General features: G+C 67.7%; 15 protein-coding genes. 7 read left to right on the top strand and 8 right to left on the bottom strand.

The window, feature by feature from the left end:
• The first annotated feature begins 7 nt into the window (after positions 1–7).
• The gene (locus tag K9D25_RS00235; RefSeq protein ID WP_432207901.1) at positions 8–1,087 is read left to right on the top strand and encodes a glycosyl hydrolase family 8; all 1,080 of its coding nucleotides are present in this window, start codon (positions 8–10) and stop codon (positions 1,085–1,087) included.
• Positions 1,075–3,156 carry a hypothetical protein gene (locus tag K9D25_RS00230; RefSeq protein WP_244378126.1) on the top strand — a complete coding sequence of 694 codons (2,082 nt, stop codon included), beginning with the start codon at positions 1,075–1,077 and terminating at the stop codon, positions 3,154–3,156. The genes K9D25_RS00235 and K9D25_RS00230 overlap by 13 nt, the downstream gene beginning before the upstream one ends.
• 9 nt (positions 3,157–3,165) lie before the next feature.
• Here K9D25_RS00230 and K9D25_RS00225 read toward each other — a convergent pair whose 3' ends face one another.
• Together K9D25_RS00225 and K9D25_RS00220 are read right to left on the bottom strand one after the other, a co-directional pair.
• The gene (locus K9D25_RS00225) at positions 3,166–4,806 is read right to left on the bottom strand and encodes an NAD-dependent malic enzyme (RefSeq protein ID WP_244378124.1); all 1,641 of its coding nucleotides are present in this window, start codon (positions 4,804–4,806) and stop codon (positions 3,166–3,168) included.
• 83 nt (positions 4,807–4,889) lie between these two features.
• The gene (locus K9D25_RS00220; RefSeq protein WP_244378122.1) at positions 4,890–6,212 is read right to left on the bottom strand and encodes a DUF2254 domain-containing protein; all 1,323 of its coding nucleotides are present in this window, start codon (positions 6,210–6,212) and stop codon (positions 4,890–4,892) included.
• Between the two features lie 180 nt (positions 6,213–6,392).
• On the opposite strand from K9D25_RS00220, the gene K9D25_RS00215 reads away from it, so the two are divergent.
• Entirely contained in the window at positions 6,393–7,439 is a 1,047-nt protein-coding gene (locus tag K9D25_RS00215; RefSeq protein ID WP_244378120.1) for a YheC/YheD family protein, read from the top strand.
• Here the strand turns inward: K9D25_RS00215 and K9D25_RS00210 are convergent.
• The gene (locus K9D25_RS00210; RefSeq protein ID WP_244378118.1) at positions 7,412–8,434 is read right to left on the bottom strand and encodes a hypothetical protein; all 1,023 of its coding nucleotides are present in this window, start codon (positions 8,432–8,434) and stop codon (positions 7,412–7,414) included. The genes K9D25_RS00215 and K9D25_RS00210 overlap by 28 nt on opposite strands.
• The gene (locus tag K9D25_RS00205; protein WP_244378116.1) at positions 8,412–8,678 is read right to left on the bottom strand and encodes an acyl carrier protein; all 267 of its coding nucleotides are present in this window, start codon (positions 8,676–8,678) and stop codon (positions 8,412–8,414) included. The genes K9D25_RS00210 and K9D25_RS00205 overlap by 23 nt, the downstream gene beginning before the upstream one ends.
• A gap of 241 nt (positions 8,679–8,919) precedes the next feature.
• Here K9D25_RS00205 and K9D25_RS00200 point away from each other — a divergent pair, with 241 nt between their 5' ends.
• From K9D25_RS00200 to K9D25_RS00185, 4 genes are all read left to right on the top strand, one after another.
• Positions 8,920–9,678 (top strand): response regulator transcription factor, encoded by a 759-nt coding sequence (locus tag K9D25_RS00200; protein ID WP_244378114.1) that lies wholly within the window; start codon positions 8,920–8,922, stop codon positions 9,676–9,678.
• 5 nt (positions 9,679–9,683) lie between these two features.
• Positions 9,684–10,946, top strand: coding sequence for an ATP-binding protein (locus tag K9D25_RS00195; RefSeq protein ID WP_244378113.1), 1,263 nt, complete (start codon positions 9,684–9,686; stop codon positions 10,944–10,946).
• A gap of 71 nt (positions 10,947–11,017) precedes the next feature.
• Positions 11,018–12,340 (top strand): PQQ-dependent sugar dehydrogenase, encoded by a 1,323-nt coding sequence (locus tag K9D25_RS00190; protein WP_244378112.1) that lies wholly within the window; start codon positions 11,018–11,020, stop codon positions 12,338–12,340.
• Positions 12,341–12,437: 97 nt separating this feature from the next.
• The gene (locus K9D25_RS00185; RefSeq protein WP_244378111.1) at positions 12,438–14,060 is read left to right on the top strand and encodes an ABC-F family ATP-binding cassette domain-containing protein; all 1,623 of its coding nucleotides are present in this window, start codon (positions 12,438–12,440) and stop codon (positions 14,058–14,060) included.
• A gap of 9 nt (positions 14,061–14,069) precedes the next feature.
• Here the strand turns inward: K9D25_RS00185 and K9D25_RS00180 are convergent, their stop codons facing one another.
• Genes K9D25_RS00180 through K9D25_RS00165 form a run of 4 tightly spaced genes read right to left on the bottom strand, consistent with a single transcriptional unit; the run spans position 14,070 to position 17,912 of the window.
• On the bottom strand, positions 14,070–14,573 hold the full coding sequence (locus K9D25_RS00180; protein WP_244378108.1) for a GNAT family N-acetyltransferase: 504 nt from the start codon (positions 14,571–14,573) through the stop codon (positions 14,070–14,072).
• On the bottom strand, positions 14,570–15,619 hold the full coding sequence (locus K9D25_RS00175) for a histone deacetylase family protein (protein ID WP_244378106.1): 1,050 nt from the start codon (positions 15,617–15,619) through the stop codon (positions 14,570–14,572). The genes K9D25_RS00180 and K9D25_RS00175 overlap by 4 nt, the downstream gene beginning before the upstream one ends.
• Positions 15,616–16,557 (bottom strand): 3-keto-5-aminohexanoate cleavage protein, encoded by a 942-nt coding sequence (locus K9D25_RS00170; RefSeq protein WP_244378104.1) that lies wholly within the window; start codon positions 16,555–16,557, stop codon positions 15,616–15,618. The genes K9D25_RS00175 and K9D25_RS00170 overlap by 4 nt, the downstream gene beginning before the upstream one ends.
• A complete protein-coding gene (locus K9D25_RS00165; RefSeq protein WP_244378102.1) occupies positions 16,557–17,912 on the bottom strand; it encodes an aspartate aminotransferase family protein in 1,356 nt (451 codons plus the stop codon). The genes K9D25_RS00170 and K9D25_RS00165 overlap by 1 nt, the downstream gene beginning before the upstream one ends.
• Positions 17,913–17,929 lie beyond the last annotated feature (17 nt).

Here is a 17,929-nt window from a genome sequence, read left to right as displayed (position 1 = left end):
GCGCCCGATGGTGCGTCTGCGCCGGGGGGCCGGCGTCGTTGCCGTGATGCTGATGGCGGCGGCGTTTCTCGTCGCGCCGGGCGCCTTCGCAAAGGAGCCGCCCGGCATGATCTCCCGCGACGATTGGGCCGCCTATTCCGCACGCTTCGTCGATCCCAGCGGCCGGGTCATCGACGACGCGAACGGCCGGATCAGCCATTCCGAAGGGCAGGGCTATGGCATGCTGCTCGCCTATCTCGCCGGCGACAAGGCGGGGTTCGAGCGGATATGGACCTTTACCCGTACCGAACTGCTGATCCGCGACGACGGCCTCGCGGCCTGGCGCTGGGACCCGGATGCGGACCCGCACGTCACCGATATCAATGCCGCCAGCGACGGCGACATTCTCATCGCCTATGCGCTTGCCCTCGCGGGGGAGGCGTGGAGCGTTCCGGACTATGTGAGCAGCGCGACCCGCATCGCGCGGGCGCTCGGGCAGCAGGTGGTGCGGCGTGAGGCGGGCCGGCTCGTGCTGCTGCCGGGCGTCACCGGCTTTTCGGTCGGCGAGCGGCCGGACGGGCCGGTGCTGAACCTGTCCTATTGGATCTTCGAGGCCTTTCCGGTCTTTGCCCGGCTCGCGCCTGACGTCGACTGGGCGGGCCTTGCCGCCTCCGGCCGGGAACTGCTGTCCCTCGCCCGCCTCGGCCCGGCCAAGCTGCCGCCCGACTGGATTTCCGCGCCGGCCGGTCGCCCGCTGGCGCCGGCGGAGGGCTTCGAACCAGTCTTTGGTTACAATTCGTTAAGGATAGTTCTTTACCTTCTGCGCGCCGGTATCCCCGACTCCGACGTTCAAAAAGCCATTCTCAACAATTGGATGGTGCAGAACGGGGGAATGCCGGCGATCGTGAATATCCCGACCGGCAAGGCCCTGGCCCGGCTGTCGGAGCCCGGCTACCGGATGCTGGCGGCGACGCTGGCCTGTGCGATCGACGGCACGGCGATTCCGGCCGATCTCAGGCGCCTGCAACCGAGCCAGTACTACCCGTCGACCCTTTATCTTCTTAGCCTGTCGCTGGTGAGTGAGAAATATCCGACATGTCTTCGCTGAGGGTGCTTTTGCTGATCCTGGTCGGGGCGGCCGCCGTCCCGGCCATCGGCCAGCAACTCGCCTCGCCCTCTGACAGTGGCGCCGCTCCTGCCGGAGCCGCCGCGACGCCGAAAGTCGATGAATCGGCGCTGCGCTTTTTCGCCGCCCAAGGCGACAAGCAGCGATTGGACGCCGAAATCGCACGGCTGCGGGCGCTTTATCCGAACTGGCAGCCGCCCAAGGACCTGTTCTCCCCGACGCCGGACCAGGACCCCGACATTCCGCGCTTGTGGGCGCTGTTCGCCGAAGGGAAGTTCTCCGACATCCGGGCCGCCATCGCCCAGCGTCAGGCGTCGGAGCCGGGCTGGCAGCCGCCGGCCGATCTGATGGCGCGGCTCGCCGAGGGCGAGGCCGCCCGCCGGCTGGTCAATGCCTCGGAGGCCAAGCAATGGGCTTCCGTCCTGCGCATCGCCACCGACACGCCCGGCATGCTCGTCTGCGCCAATATGGACGTGCTCTGGCGCGTGGCGGAAGCCTTCGTGCGGACCGGGGCGCCCCAGCGCGCCAAGGATCTGTTCATCTACATCCTGACCTCCTGCCCCAATCCGCAGGAGCGCGTCGCCACGGCGCAAAAGGCGCTGCAACTGCTCGACGGTCCCGATCTCGACGCGGTGCTCGCCCGCGCCAATCCGGACAATACGCCCGAATTCGCCGGCCTGCGCGAAGACCTCCTGCGCATGCGTGTCGGCCGCGCCGCGCAGGATACGTCGGTTTCGGTCTCGTCTGACGACATCGCGGCGCTGGAGCAACTGGCCCGCAATGGAACGGTCGCCGACGATGCGCTGGTGCTCGGCTGGTACGCCTTCCGCCGCGGCGACGCGGCGCGGGCGGTCGACTGGTTCAAGCTGGCGCTGGACCGGCAGGGCGGGGCCTCGGCGGCCGAGGGCTATGTGCTGGCGCTCGCCGCCACCGGCCGCGCCCAGGAGGCGGAGCCGATCGCCTATCAGTGGCGCGATGCCGGGGCGAGCAACCGCAAGGCCTATATCGACCTCATGGCGGGCCTGCTGGCCACGGCACCGCCGCCGCGCCTCGACCAGTCGGTCGTCGCCCGGTTCGCCCCGGTCGTGCAGGAGGCGAAATCCGCCACCGGGGCGCAGGCGCTCGGCTGGTACGCCTACAATACCGGGCAGATCCGCACCGCCGCCTCCTGGTTCCGTACCGCCGTGCAATGGGCGCCGGCGGATGAAGTGTCCGCCTATGGGCTGGCGCTTGCCAGCCAGCGGCTGAAGGACACCGCGACCCTTGACGCGATCGCCGCTAACTGGGCGGGGAAGTCCGAGCGCATTCTGGCGCTGGTGTCGCCGGCCGCCCGCCGCCGGCTGGCGAGCCGTGCGCCGACGGTTGCCTCGCAGCCGGCCGCGGCCTCGCCGTCAACGCCCTTGCCCGTCAGCCGGCCAACGGCCGCAGTCGCCGCGCCCCTGCCGCTTAATGGAGCCCTGCCGGAAAGGCTGGCTGGATATGACGACGGCCCGGCCCCCGGTGCTTCCGCCCCGCGCAACGCTCCGTGTTCCAGCGCCGGCGATGCGGCGTTTCGTGCCGGCCGCGTGTCACCCGAAGAGGGCCTTGCGCGCGGCTGGTGCCTGCTTGAGCTTAACCGTCCCCGTGAGGCGATCAACGCCTTCGACGTCGCCGTCCGCGGCGGTGCCGGCCGGACGGCGGAAGATGCGGCCTATGGCAAGTCTCTGGCCTATATGCGGCTCGGCCTGACCAACGAGGCCCAGGTCGCCGCCCTCGAGACGCCCCAGCCCCCGGCACGGGCGGTGACGCTGAGCGCGGACCTGCTCGCCCAGCGGGCGATCGCCGCCTATCGCGATGCCCGCTATGTCGAGGCCATCCTGGCGCTCGACGAGCGCAGCCACCTCGCCCCGGAGCAGCAGGACCTGATGTCGATCCGAGCCTGGTCCTACTACCATCTCCGCGACTTCGTCTCCGCCCGGCGCCTTTTCACCGCGCTGCGCGACGCCGGCTATCCCGAAGCCGGTGCCGGCATCGATGCCATCCTGGCGGTGACCCGCCAGGTCCGCAGCTGACCCGCGCCGTCACAGCGCGGGATAGCGGGGGATATAGGCCAGTTCGTTGATGTGGGCCTCGATATCGGCGGGGCGCGGCACGCGGGCGAGGCCCTTGTCGAAGATGAGTTCGGCAATGCGCGCCGCCACATGCAGCGAGGCTTTGCGGATGTCGCGCTGCGGCGGATAGATCAGCCCGAGCGCGAGGTCTTCTGGCGTCACCTGTTCCGCCACCGCCTTGGCGGCGACGATGAACATGTCCTCGGTCACGCGGCTGGCCTGGGTGGCGAGCACCGCCATTCCCATGGCCGGGAAGATGTAGACATTGTTGCCCTGGCCCGGGACGAAACGCTTGCCGCCGAACTCCAGCGGCGGAAACGGGCTGCCGCTGGCGAAGATGGCCTGGCCGTTCGACCATTTATAGGCCTCTTCCGCCGTGCATTCCGAGCGTGAGGTCGGGTTGGAGTAGGGGAAGATGATCGGCCGGGCATTGATCCGCGCCATCGCCTCGATCACCGCCTGGTTGAACAGCTTCGGCACGGTGCTGACGCCGATGATCCCCGTCGGCCGGATCGCCTCGATGGCCTCGACGAAATTCGAGATCGGCGCGTGGTCATGGGCGAAGGGCTTCTGAAAGCCGGCGATGTCGCTGCGCGAATTCACCATCAGCCCGTTCACGTCGAACAGCCAGTTGCGGGCGCGGGCTTCCTCGATGGTCGCGCCTTCCAGCACCATGGCTTCGCTGATCAGCTCGGCGATGCCGGTGGCCGCCGAGCCGCCGCCGAGGAACAGGAAGGTCTGGTCGGTGAGCTTCTGGCCCGAGAGCTTGAGCGCGCCGTAAATGCCCGCCACGGCGACGGCGGCCGTGCCCTGGATGTCGTCATTATAGGTGCAGATCTGGTCGCGGTAGCGCTCAAGGATCGGCACGGCGTTGATGTTGGCGAAGTCTTCCCATTGCAGGCAGCACAGCGGGAACAGCTCGGTCACCGCCTCGACGAACTCGGCGATGAAGGCGTCGTACTCCGCGCCGCGCACCCGGTTCTGGCGCAGGCCGAGATAGAGCGGATCGTCGAGCAGCGTGCCGTTATTGGTGCCGACATCGAGGGTGATCGGCAGCGTCATTTCCGGCGGCACGCCGGCGCAGACGGAATAGAGCGCGAGCTTGCCGACCGGAATGCCCATGCCGTTCACGCCGAGATCGCCGAGCCCGAGAATCCGCTCGCCATCGGTGACGACGATGAAGCGCACATCCTTCTGCGGCCAGTGCGACAGAACCTCCTTCAGCCGACCCTTGAACGTGATCGGCAGATACAGGCCGCGCGTGGCACGCAGCACATGGTCGTATTTCTGGCAGGCTTCGCCCACGGTGGGCGTATAGACCAGCGGCATGAACACCGCCGGATCGGACATCAGCACCGCGTAGTACAGCGTCTCGTTGCGCGCCTGCAGGTCGCTCAGCAGCAGATATTTCTGCAGGTCATTGTCGAGCGCCGAGAGCTGCAGGTGAATGCGCGCCACCTGCGTCTCCAGCGTATCGGCCACCGGCGGCAGGAAGCCCTCAAGCCCGAGCCGCGCCCGATCCTCGGCCGAGAAGGCGCTGCCGCGGTTGAAGACAGGATCATGCAGCAGCGAAGGGCCGAAGAGGCTCGGCTGGGTGGCGGACGGCGACATGGCGTTTACTCCCGGTGAATGCGTCTTTGTCCCGATGTTAGCACCCGCCATGGCCTTGGCGAGAATCGGATCGGGGAGAGACATCATCCATAGGGATAGGTAGGCCCGTGGGGTGAAACGCCGATGTCGAAGGATTTGAGCGAGGCTCCGCTTTCGGATTCGATGGCGGCGGCCAGACGCCGTAAGGCGTCGCGCGCATTGCGAGGCGCGATGGTTTCCAGCCCCTTCGTGCTGGCGAGCAGCTGGCGCACCACGTCGGCATCGTTCATCCCATAGCGGGCGATGGCCGCCAGCGCGGGACAGGCGAATTCCTCGAACGTGTTGACCGGGACGAGCACCCGCGGCCGCCCCGCTTCGTCCGCCCGCACCGGAGACGGCATGTCGCGCTCGGCCAGCAGGCATAGGGCCTGTTCGAGCCTGTCGATGCAGTACAGCGCCGTGGTTGGGTCGTTGATGCCGGGGGAGAGGGCGCGCTGCGCGATCTCGACAAACCGGTGAAGAGAGAACTGCAGGTCCTGCATGGGCGTGCGATCCGCGCCAAGGACGAAAGCCTGGCGCAGGCGATCCTCCACCGCCTCCGACACACGCGCCCGGGGGGCGGCGCGGAGCAGCGGGATCCGCTCGGTGACGAACCGGCCCGGAGGCGAATCCACGCCGATGACCAGATCATGTTCGGTGGCGATGCGCATCAAGGCCGCCTCGTCGAGGCGCTGCACATAGCCGCTGCCGTCAACGAACACCGCGCGTGAATCCCCCTCCAGCATGTGGAGCAGGCTGGCAGGGGTGTGGCCGTCGCGCCGTTCCGGCTCCTGGCCCATCTGGGCCGGAAAGAGACGCTCGATGGTGCCTCGTGTCTCCTGAGAGAGATCGGCAAGCACCGTTTCGATGCGGATCGAATTGGCGACGTGATGGATGAAGTAGATCAGTACGGCGAGGCTCAGCGCGGCCAGCACGACGCCGAAGGTAACGGACAGATGCGGAACGAAGTTTGCGTCCTCGGTGCCGCGCACGGTGCGCAGCACCAGCAGGCAGTAGAGGAATGTGCTGGTGAAGGTTCCCAGCACCAGCTGGTTGCCGCGGTCGCTCATGAAGCTGCTCAGCAGTCGCGGGCCGAATTGCTGCGAGGCCAGTTGCAGCGTCAGCATGGTCATTGAAAAGGTGAGGCCGGCGACGGTGATCATCGAGCCGGCGACGGCGGACAACACCGCGCGTGCACCCTCCGGCCCGAAGCCGTAGAGCCAGCCCAGTCGCTCGATCGACTCCTGGCCCAGCCATGTGTCGAGCCAGACGAGGGCAAAGGAAAGTGCGGTGGCACCGGCGGCCATCGCCGAGGGCAAGAACCAGAAACTTGACCGCAGGCGGTCCCATACGCCAAGCAGCCATGCCGGCAATGACCAGTGCTCCATCCCCACCTCCGGCGATTAAGCGGCGGGGCGGCGGCTTGGTTCCCTCGGCTGGCGTGCGCGGGGCCGTGCGTCGCTCTTGGCGGAGAAGCGCCCGAAAAAATGTGGGGCCCCAGCCCCGTGCGGGAGTTTTCGCCAGTCTCGGCGCCCGCTAGAACGGCGCTTCTGCGAATGGAACATGCGATGCCCGATACGCCGACGATCCTCCTTCTCGGACATGAGACCACCCTTCACCAATCCTATTCGCCGATCCGGCTGCGCGCCGTCGTTGGCGAGGCGGCCTATCGCGGCGTGCGGGTGCTGCTGGCCCGCAGCGCCGACTGCGACATGGAAGCGGAGCGGATCAGGGCGCATGAGTATGTCGACGGGGCCTGGAGGGCGGTCGATGTCCCGGTGCCGCGGCTCGTGGTGGCGGCCGCGCCGCCGACCCGGCCCGCGCATCGCGTCGTTGATGCCTGGCTGCGGGCGCGCACCAAGGTTCTCGCCTTCGATGGCTATGACAAGCACCAGATGGCCGCGATGCTGGCCGCCTATCCGCATCTGAAGCCGCATATCATTCCTGAAGAGGTGCTCGTCGCCGAACGGGTCGAGGCGCAGATCGCCGAATGGCTGGCCGGCGGCCCCATCGTGGTCAAGCGCGCCGATGGCTCGCTGGGCACCGGAATCTTCTTCCTCATTCCCCAGGGCGACGAGGTTGCCGTTCACAAGGACGAGCACTCCTGGCGGGGCACGCGCGCGGACGCGATTGCGCGCGTCATGGGCGCCATCCGCGTGCGCATGGGCTACCGCACCTATCTGGTGCAGCGCTTCATCGACACCCACGACCTGGCCGGGCAGCCGGCGACGGTGCGTGCCGACATGGTGCGTCGGCCGGACGATGGCTGGGACTTCTTCCGCCTGACCGGCCGCGTCTCGCTTGGGTCCAAGCTGATATCGAACCGGGCCAAGGGCAGCGCGCTGATCGACGCGGAATCCTATTTCATCGCGCGTGGGGCGGCCGATCCCGAGGGCAAGGTCCGCGAGGCCCAGGCGCTGTGTCGGCAAATCGCCAGCACGCTGTGCCAGCAGCCGGGCCTTGGCGCCTGCTATGAGTTCGGCATCGACCTGGCCGTCGACCAGGATCTGCAGTTCTGGTTCCTCGAAGCCAACAAGCGCCCCCTCGCCAATGGGGCCGAGATCGAACGGATGATGCCCGCGATGACCTATTGGCTGTCGCAGCTCGACGGCTGATCGCCGCCCCTCCAGCCGCCGGGGCCGCAGGCGCGGACGAAATTGTCCAGCAGCGGTCCGAACGTATTATTGGCGACGGTGACCTGGATCGTCCCATGGTCGCTGACCCCCGGCAGGGGATGCTCGACGACCATGGGCAGTTCCGCGAGATAGCGCGCGGAGGCCACGTCCGCCTTATTCTCGGTGCCGTAGACGATCTCGATATGCGGCGCCCTCGGGGCCGCGGCAATCTGCTCGCGCAGCTGCGTGTCGGCATCGGTGAGCGGGCGTCCGATCCGGTTGCCGATGCGCTCGCGCACCTTGCCCCGCGTCACCGGCAGGAGGATGGGGCTGAAGGTCATGACGCCATCGGCGCCGAGCTTCGCGCCGTAATGGAGCGCGCCAAAGCCGCCGGCGGACTGGCCGAGGCAGAGCACACGGCGCGACTTCAGCTCCGCGCAGAGGCCGCGCAGGCGCTCGACCGTCGCGTCGACGCTGCCGCCCAGCCCCGACACGCCGCCGAAATAGAAGTTGTTCGACCAGTCGAAGAGATAGATCAGGTTGGCATTCAGCCGACCGAGCAGGCTGTGCATGAAATAGATGGACAGGCCCAGCAACTGCGCCTTGCCGGCAAAGGCGATCAGCGTCATGTCCGAATCGGCCGGCACCACCCAGTAACCGCGGTCCTTCGACCCCGCATCGGCGTTGCCCCCCACGGGAGCGAACACGTGCTCCTCGCTGCGCGCCCGGCGCAGCGCGCGCAGCTCCCCCATGATCTCCGTCACGCTGCCCCGCAGATCGCGCACATCCATGAGAGTGGCGAGCATGGCGACCGTCTCGCCGATCATGCCGCAGCGAACGAACTGCCGGCACACCTCGAGGCGCAGCGCCGGGTCGGAATTCCCGTGCGCGATGGACTTGGCATAGGCGAGATAGGACGCGTCGAGACGCGAGGCCGCGTGGATGCGCGGCGAGGGCCGCAGCGCCTCGGGATCAATCGGCGTGCGCGGCGGCATTGGCGATGATCAGCTCGGCAAGCCCCCGCACCGTCGCGTTCGCGGCGAGGAAGAACTCCGCTCCGATCTGACGATCGAACGTCGTCTCGAACTGGAGCGCCATTTCGACGGCGTCCACGGAATCGAGGTCGAAATGCGAAAGCGGCATGTCCGGGTCGATCGTATCGCTGTCCTCACCGGAAATGACAGCGAGATAAACGACGATCCAGCGGAGAACGCGGTCGCTGTCGAATGATGCCTGCATGGGTAACGCCAAGTTGATGACCTTTGGTTTCAAGGCGATACCATGTGCGTTGAAGCGAATCCAGACTCGCCCGGAAGCTGGAAAAATGGCGGCGTGTCGACGCGCCCTCGTGTTTCAGGCATGTTTCCCGCTGCCGGCAAAATGCGCCACAATTGTTGCCCAACGTTGCGCTTGGCGGCCCGGCAACGCTGGTTCGCAAAATTTTCCGGCGGAGGCCGCATCGGGCGCGTATAGCGGCGGCATGAACGACATGCGCGGTTCGGAAGCGGGCAGCGGCCCGCACATACTCGTGGTCGACGACGACCAGCAGATTCGCAAGCTGCTCGGGCGCTATCTCGCCGAGCAGAATTTCCGCGTGTCGCTGGCGGCCGATGGCAAGGAGGCCGAGCGCCGCCTCGCCGAGGGGCGCATCGATCTCATCGTGCTCGATCTCATGCTGCCGGATGTGTCCGGGCTCGACCTGTGCCGGACGATCCGCACTCGCTCCTCCGTTCCCATCATCCTCCTCACCGCACTGAAGGAGGATGTGGATCGCATCATCGGGTTGGAGATCGGCGCCGACGATTATCTCGGCAAGCCGTTCAATCCGCGCGAGCTGGTGGCGCGCATCCGCGCCGTTCTCCGCCGTCTCTCGCCGCGCGACACCACGCCGGCGCCGGCGCTGCGCCTGCGTTTCGGCGGCTTCCTCGCCGATTCCACCAGCCGCCAGCTGTGGGATTCGCAAGGGCGGGAAATCGTGCTCACCGGCGCCGAGTTCGACCTGCTCCTCGCCTTTCTCGAACGCCCGGGACGCATGCTGTCGCGCGAGCAGCTGCTGGACCTCACCCACGGGCGGGTCCCTTCCGGCTTCGACCGGTCCATCGATGTCCTCATCAGCCGGCTGCGTCGAAAGATGGGCGATGCCGGCAGTTTCCAGATCATCAAGACATTGCGCAACGGGGGGTATCAGCTCGCCGCGCGCGTGGAACCTGCGGCCGATGAGGGCGAGGTTTCGCGATGATGTCCATGCGCGCCAAGTTCACGGCGCTGCTGGTCGGTTCCGTTCTTGGCGTGCTTCTGCTGGCGACGGGCCTCTCGATGCTCTTCCTGAAGCAGCCCAATTTCGCGCGGGTTGACGAGGCGGCGGCGACACAGATCAGCATGCTGGCCGATCTGGCCGCGCGCAGCCAGGGCTCGCTGGAAGAGGGGCCTTATGGTCGCATCGCCGACGCGCCGGCTGGCGGGCCCCAGATCCGGCCGATGACCGACGCCATCAATAGCGTCCTGATGCGCCGCGGACATAAGCTGCATGTCGTCGTTTCCAACCCGGCGGATTTCGACTGGCCCGTGGTCTCAGCCTCGCTGGCGGATGGGCGCTGGATGATCATGCCCCTGGGGATTCCGATGCCGGGCCCGCAAAGAGGCTGGGCTCTGGTGGGCTGGATCCTGCTGGTGGCCGTGGGCGTAACGCTGGTCATGGTGCTCGCGGTCCGCCGCTTCACCGAACCGCTGGCGCTGCTGCAGCGCACGGCGGATGCCATCACGCCCTGCAGTGGCCTCCATCCTGTCGCGGAGAAAGGCCCCGCCGAAGTGCGGGCGGCGGCGCGCGCCATCAACCAGCTTGCGGCGCGGCTGCATCAGGTGATGGAAAGCCGCATGCGGCTGGTCGCCGCCGCCGGTCACGATCTTCGCACCCCGATGACGCGCATGCGCCTGCGGGCCGAGTTCCTGGCGGAGGAGGAGCGCGCGGCCTTCATCGACGACCTCGACGAACTCGACGGGATCGCCGACAGCGCCATTCGGCTGGTGCGCGAGGAGGTGGAGGATGGTCGGGGCGAGACACTGTCTCTGGACGCCATGGTGGCCGACACGGTCGCGGAACTGCGGGCGATCGGATATGCGGTGTCCCTGGAGCGCGCCTCTCCGGTGATCATCCAGGCCCGGCCGGAGGCGTTGCGGCGCGCGCTGCGCAACCTGTTCATCAATGCCGCCACCCACGGACGGCAGGCGCGTGTGCGGGTGGAGGCGGTCGAAGGCCTCGGCCGGGTGGTGATCGAGGATGTCGGCCCGGGGATTCCCGAGGAATTGCTGCCCCACGTCTTCGAGCCCTTCTTTCGCGTCGATCCGGCGCGCGGTGCGCCGGGGGCGGGGCTGGGCCTTGCCATCGCCGAGCAGATTGTCACCCGCAGCGGGGGCAGCCTGATCCTCGAAAACATGGCCGTTGGGTTGCGCCAGCGCGTCGACTTTCCCGCGGTCGGCAGCAGTGCCGACCTATCCGAGGTAGGATAAGCCGAAGGCGCTATTGCGCTGGCGCGACTTTCCGGGCTGAGATGGCGCATCCCCCTCTGCCGGAGCCAGTCATGGCCAACTACGTGAAGATCAGCGGCTTTCTGGGCGCCTGCATCACCGGCGTCGTCCATTTCCTCACGGATCTGCGCAAGGCACCCGCCCTTGCCGAGGAAGCCGGCTATGGCGACCTGCCCAAGCTGCCGAAGCCCAAGCCGACCCTCATCCCCATCATGAAGATCGCCCCGGCCGTCGGCTGGGGGCCCGGCCAGAAGCCCAAGCCCGCTCCGGGTTTCAAGGTGAGCTTCTTCGCCGAGGGCCTCGACCATCCGCGCTGGGTCTATGAACTGCCCAATGGCGACATTCTCGTCGCCGAGACCGCCGGCCCGCCCTGGCCGGCCGGCATCTTCAGCCTGCGCTGGTGGGCGATGGGCTTCGTGATGGTGCGCGCCGGCGCCGGCGTGAAGAGCGCCAACCGCATCACCCTGCTGCGCGACGCCGATGGCGACGGGGTCGCCGAGATCAAGCTGCCCTTCATCGAGAACCTCTACTCGCCCTTCGGCATGGCGCTGGTGGGTGACCAGCTCTATGTGGCGAACGCGGATTCGCTGGTGCGTTTCCCCTATGTGCCCGGCGCCACCCGCATCGACGCGCCCCCGGTGAAGATCTGCGACCTGCCGTCCGGCCGCAACCACCACTGGACCAAGAGCCTCGTCGCCAACAAGGAGGGCACCAAGCTCTATGTCGGCGTCGGCTCCAACTCCAACGTCGCCGAGTTCGGCATGGAGGAGGAGGTGGACCGCGCCGCCATTCTGGAAGTCGACATCGCGACGGGAAAATACCGCGTCTTCGCCGGCGGCCTGCGCAACCCGGTGGGCATGGACTGGAACCCGGTGACCGGCGAATTGTGGACCAGCGTCAACGAGCGCGACGAGATCGGCGACGATCTGGTGCCGGACTACATGACCTCGGTGAAGGACGGCGCCTTCTATGGCTGGCCCTATTGCTACTACGACAAGATCGTCGACGAGCGGGTGAAGCCGCAGCGGCCGGATCTGGTCGCGGCCTCGCTCAAGCCGGATTATGCGCTCGGCTCCCACACCGCCTCGCTCGGCCTCACCTTCGTCGATGACGACCGTTTCGGCGCGCGCTTCCGCAACGGTGTCTTCATCGGCCAGCACGGCTCCTGGAACCGCAACCCGCCCTCCGGCTACCGGGTGATCTTCGTGCCCTTCGAGCACGGCAAGCCGGCTGGCCCGCCGGAGGAAATCCTCGGCGGCTTCCGCGTCGACGGCAAGGCGCTGGGGCGCCCGGTGGGGGTGATCGTCGACAAGCGCGGCGGGCTTCTGTGCGTCGACGATGTCGGCGACTGCATCTGGCGCGTCTCGCCGGTCTGATCGCTGCACCGCAGCAGGGTGGAAGGCGCCGGCCCTTCCTCCGGAGCCGGGAATGGCTTAAACGCGCGGGAGCTTCTCTCTAGGACCTCCCGCGCGCATGATCCGGCTCGATTCCATCGGCAAGCAGAACGGCAAGCAACTCGTCTTCATCGAGGCGTCGGCGACGCTGCTGAAGGGCGAGAAGGTGGGGCTCGTCGGCCCCAACGGCGCCGGCAAGACCACGCTGTTCCGCCTCATCACCGGCGAAGAGGCCCCGGATGAGGGGCAGGTCTCGGTCGATCGCGGCATCACCATCGGCTATTTCAGCCAGGATGTCGGCGACATGGCCGGCAAGTCGGTGCTGGCGGAGGTGATGGACGGCGCCGGCCCGGTGAGCAGCATTGCCGCCGAACTGCGCGAGCTCGAAGCGGCCATGGTCGACCCCGACCGTGCCGACGAGATGGATGCCGTCATCGAGCGCTATGGAGAGGTGCAGGCGCGCTTCGAGGAGCTGGACGGCTATTCGCTGGAAGGCCGGGCGAGCGAGGTGCTGGCCGGCCTCGGTTTCTCGCAGGAAATGATGGAGGGCGATGTCGGCCGCCTCTCCGGCGGCTGGAAGATGCGCGTCGCGCTCGGCCGCATCCTGCTCATGCGCCCCGACGTGATGCTGCTCGACGAGCCTTCCAACCATCTCGACATTGAGAGCCTGATCTGGCTGGAGGCGTTCCTGAAGAATTTCGACGGCGCGCTGATGATGACCTCGCATGACCGCGCCTTCATGAACCGCATCGTCAACAAGATCGTCGAGATCGACGCCGGCGCGCTCACCTCCTATTCCGGCGACTATGAGTTTTATGCCCAGCAGCGGGCGCTCGCCGAAAAGCAGCAGCAGGCGCAGTTCGAGCGCCAGCAGGCGATGCTGGCCAAGGAAATCGCCTTCATCGAACGCTTCAAGGCCCGCGCATCCCACGCCGCGCAGGTGCAGAGCCGGGTGAAGAAGCTCGACAAGATCGAGCGTGTCGAGCCGCCGCGCCGGCGCCAGACGGTGGCGTTCGAGTTCCAGCCGCCGCCGCGCTCCGGCGAGGATGTGGTCAGCCTGAAGAATGTGCATAAGAGCTACGGCGCCCGGCGCATCTATGAGGGGCTGGATTTCCATGTGCGCCGGCGCGAGCGCTGGTGCGTGATGGGCGTCAACGGTGCCGGAAAGTCGACCCTGCTCAAGCTGGTGACGGGCGAGACCGCGCCAGACGATGGCAGCGTCGCGGTGGGCGGCAGCGTGAAGATGGCCTATTTCGCCCAGCACGCCATGGAGGTGCTGGAAGGCGAGCGCACCGTGTTCGAGACGCTGGAAGACGCCTTTCCGCAGGCGGGGCAGGGGTCGCTGCGTTCCCTGCTCGGCTGCTTCGGCTTCTCCGGCGACGATGTGGAGAAGAAGTGCCGGGTGCTCTCAGGCGGCGAGAAGGCGCGTCTCGCCATGGCCCGGATGCTCTACGACCCGCCGAACTTCCTGGTGCTCGACGAGCCGACCAACCATCTCGACATCGCCACCAAGGAAATGCTCATCGCCGCGCTGGCGGACTATGAGGGCACGATGTTGTTCGTCAGCCATGACCGGCACTTCCTCGCCGCGCTGTCGAACCGCGTGCTGGAACTGACGCCGGACGGCATCCACCAATATGGCGGCGGCTATGTCGAATATGTCGCGCGCACCGGGCAGGAAGCGCCGGGGCTGCGGAACTGAGCGGCGCCTTCAGAACGTTGCGGTGATCGCGCGCAAGCCCTCCTCTTCGAGGGTGAGGGTGTCGTCATGCGCTTCCGGCACGAAGCCGAGCCGCGCATAAAAGGCCTGGGCGCCGGCATTGGCCTTGTCGACATGCAGCTTGATGAAGCTGCAGCCCTTTGGCGCCTCGCGGGCGATGACGGCGGCCAGCAGGGCGCGCCCGAGGCCGCTGCCGCGCTCCGTCTCCGCGACATAGAGGTCCTCGATGAACACCCCGGGCCGGCCGCGCCAGCCGGAAAAGGCGTAGGTGTAGAGGCAGAGCCCCACTGCGGCGCTGTCCCGCCGGGCGATGACCGCCTCGAACAGGCCCAGCCCGGTCGGGCCATAGCGCTCCAGGCTCGCGGCATCGGCGCCCGGTCGAAAGCCGGGCCGGACGTGATGCGCCAGCCGTGCGATCATGTCGGCGGCGGCGGTGAGGTCGGCCCGCTCCATCGGCCGGATCGTCGGCGCCGGGCGCGTGCCTGCCGACGTCACCGGCCGGCCTCCGTCACCACGCGATGGCTGGAACGGAAACCGTCGAGGAAGGCGACGAGATTGTCGCCCAGGGCATCGCAGACATAGCCGCCTTCCTGCACCACCACGGTGGGCAGGCCGAGTTCGCCGATCTTGGCCCCGATGCGGCCGAAGCCGGGGGTGGAAACGCTGAGGCCGGCGAAGGGATCGCCCTCATAGGCGTCGAGCCCGAGGGCGATGACGAGCGCCCCCGGACAGAAGGCGGCGATGCGCGACAAGGCGTGATCCAGCGCGGTGAGGAAGCCCTCGTCGCCGGTCTTGCGCGGTAGCGGAAGGTTCAGATTGTAGCCGAGGCCCGCGCCGTCGCCGCGCTCCGCCGCATGGCCCCAGAAGAAGGGGTAGAAGCGGGCCGGGTCGGCGTGGAGGGAGACGGTGAGCACGTCGGCCCGGTCGTAGAACACACCCTGCGTGCCATTGCCGTGGTGCACGTCGATGTCGAGTATGGCGACGCGGGCGGTGCTTGCGCGAAGCCTCTGCGCGGCGATGGCGGAATTGTTGAGGTAGCAGAAGCCGCCGGCCATATCCGCGAAGGCGTGATGGCCGGGCGGGCGGCAGAGCGCATAGGCCGCCGCGGCACCCTTCTGCACAAGCTGCGCCGCATGGGCGGCGGCGTGGGCGCTACGCAGGGCGGCTTGATAGGTTTCCGCCCCGATGGGGCAGGAGGTGTCGGCCATGTGGTAGCCGGCCTGGCCGACGGCGGAGAGCGGGTAGGAGCCCCCGCGTCCATTGGGATGGATGTTCGGGATCACCTCCTCCGACGCCCCTTCGATGCGCTGCCAGCGCGCGAAGATGCCTTTGAGGAAGGCGAGATATTCCGGCGTGTGGATGGCGGCGGCCGGCGCAAGGCCGAGATCGGGCGGCTCCTCCGGCGTGAGGCCGGCGGCGCGGGCAGCGGCGAACAGAATGTCGGCGCGGGCGGGCACTTCCGGGTTCGGGGCGCGCGCCCCGCTGGTCAGAAAGAAGCCGGGATAGTGCTTCTTCTGCGCGGCATCGAAGATCACTTTCATGGGGCGGGGCTCCCGGTTGCGATGGAAGGGGCACCCTTGAGGCCAAGCCGGGCGCGCACCTCGTCCGGGGTGGCGAGGCGATGGCCGAGTTCCTCGATGATCCGCCGCATCTTGCGCACCTGCGCGGCGTTTGAGGTGGCGAGCTCGCCACGTGCGATGGCGAGGTTGTCCTCCAGCCCTACCCGCACATTGCCGCCGAGAATGACGCCCATGGTGCCGAGCGGCACTTGCTGGCGGCCGGCGGCGAGCACGGAGAACTGATAGTCGCTGCCGAGCAGCCGGTCGGCGCTGGCCTTCATGTGCATCAGCTGCTCGGGCGCCGCATCGATGCCGCCCAGCACCCCGAGCACGAATTGCAGGAACACCGGCGGCTTCAGCAGCCCCTGCTTGATGTAGAAGGCGACGGTCTGGAGATGGCCGACATCGTAGCATTCCAGCTCGAACCGCGCCCCGCGCCCCGCGCCGAGATCGGTGAGAATGGTCTCGATATCCTCGAAACTGTTGCGGAAGATGACCGAGCGGGTGGCTTCCAGAAAGCCACGCTCCCACTCGTGCTTCCAGTCATAGCGATCGGCGAGAGGGAACAGGCCGAAATTCATCGAGCCCATGTTGAGCGAGCACATTTCCGGCTCGATGAGGCGTGCCGCTGCGAGCCGGTCGTCCAGCGTCATGCGCGAGGAGCCGCCGGTGGAGAGATTCAGCACGGCGTCGCAGCGGGTGCGGATGCGCGCCACGATGTCCTGGAACAGCGCGGGATCGGCCGAGGGCGAGCCGGTCGCGGGATCGCGGGCGTGCAGATGCAGGATCGCCGCCCCCGCTTCCGCCGCCTCGATCGCCTGCTCGGCGATCTGTTCGGGCGTGATCGGCAGATAGGGGCTCATCGACGGCGTATGGATCGAGCCGGTGACGGCGCAGGTGAGAATGACGGGTGAGCTCATCACGCGCCTCCCACCGGCAGCCGGGCCTCGGCCGCGAAGACTTCCAGCGCGCCGCCGAGCTTCTCCATGATCTCGTCGATCTGCTCATCGGTGACGATCAGCGGCGGACACACCATGAAATGGTCGCCGATGCGCCCGCCGCGGGTGCGGCGGGAATAGATGATCAGCCCGGCCTCGTAAGCGATATCGACAAGGCGCAGATGCGCGTTCAGCTCCACCGGCAGGGGGGCCATGGTCGCGCGGTCCGCCACCAGTTCGAACGCCAACAGCAGTCCCTTGCCGCGCACGTCGCCAATGAAGGGGAAGCGCGCCATCAGCCCTTGCAGCCGCGCCTTCAGCACCGCGCCCTGTCGCGCGGCGGCGGCGATCAGGTCGAGCCGGTCGATTTCGTCGACCACGGCGAGGCCGGCGGCGCAGGCGAGCGGATTGCCGGCATAGGTGTGGCCATGGACGAAACCGCCATGGTCGATCACCGTCTCGGCGACGATGTTGTCCGCCACCATGGCCCCGAGCGGGGCGTAGCCGGCGCCGAAGCCTTTCGAGAGCGCCACGATGTCCGGCCGCAGGCTCCAATGCTCGCTGGCGAGATAGCGCCCGGTGCGTCCCGCCCCGCTCATCACCTCGTCGCAGATCAGCAGCAGGCCGAACTCATCGCAGATGGCACGAATGGCGGCGTAATAGCCATCGGGCGCCACCAGCGCGCCGGTGGAGGCGCCCCCGACCGGCTCCATGATGAAGGCGAGGCAGGTCTCCGGTCCCTGCCGCAGGATTTCCTCGCGCAGCATGTGGGCGTAACGCAGGCCGCGCTCTTCCAATGTGAGTCCGTCGCGGTCGAGATAGCAGGTGGGGGCGGGGATTTTCGGCATTTCCCGCAGCATCGGCGCAAAGGGCGCACTCATGAGTGACATGCCGGTGACCGCCAGCGCCCCCAACGTCGAGCCGTGATAGGAGGGAAAACGCGAAATCACCTTCCAGCGCTCGGCCTGCCCGCGCGCCACCGCATATTGCCGGGCGAGCTTCAGCGCGCTCTCCACCGCTTCCGAACCGCCGGAGACGAAGAACACCCGGTCCAGCCCTTCCGGCATGCGTTCCGCAATGCGGGTGGCGAGCCGCTCGGCGGGCTCGTTTTCGAAATGCAGCCGATAGCCGAAGGTGGAAAGCTCCATCTGCCGGCGCATGGCATCGAGCACGGCGGGGTTGGAATGGCCGATATTGGAGACCATCGCGCCGCTTGAGCCGTCGAGATAGCGTTTGCCCGCGCTGTCCCAGAGATAGACGCCCTCGCCATGGGCCAGCAGCGGCCGGCGCAGGCGGCTTTGGTAGAAAAGGTGGGAAGCGGGGCGGTCGGCGGTCATCGGGGGCTCTCGGGCGA

This window comes from Ancylobacter polymorphus, from assembly GCF_022836935.1.
In the GTDB taxonomy this organism is placed as follows: Bacteria; Pseudomonadota; Alphaproteobacteria; order Rhizobiales; family Xanthobacteraceae; genus Ancylobacter; species Ancylobacter polymorphus_A.
This window is presented reverse-complemented; position numbering and strand designations above follow the sequence as displayed.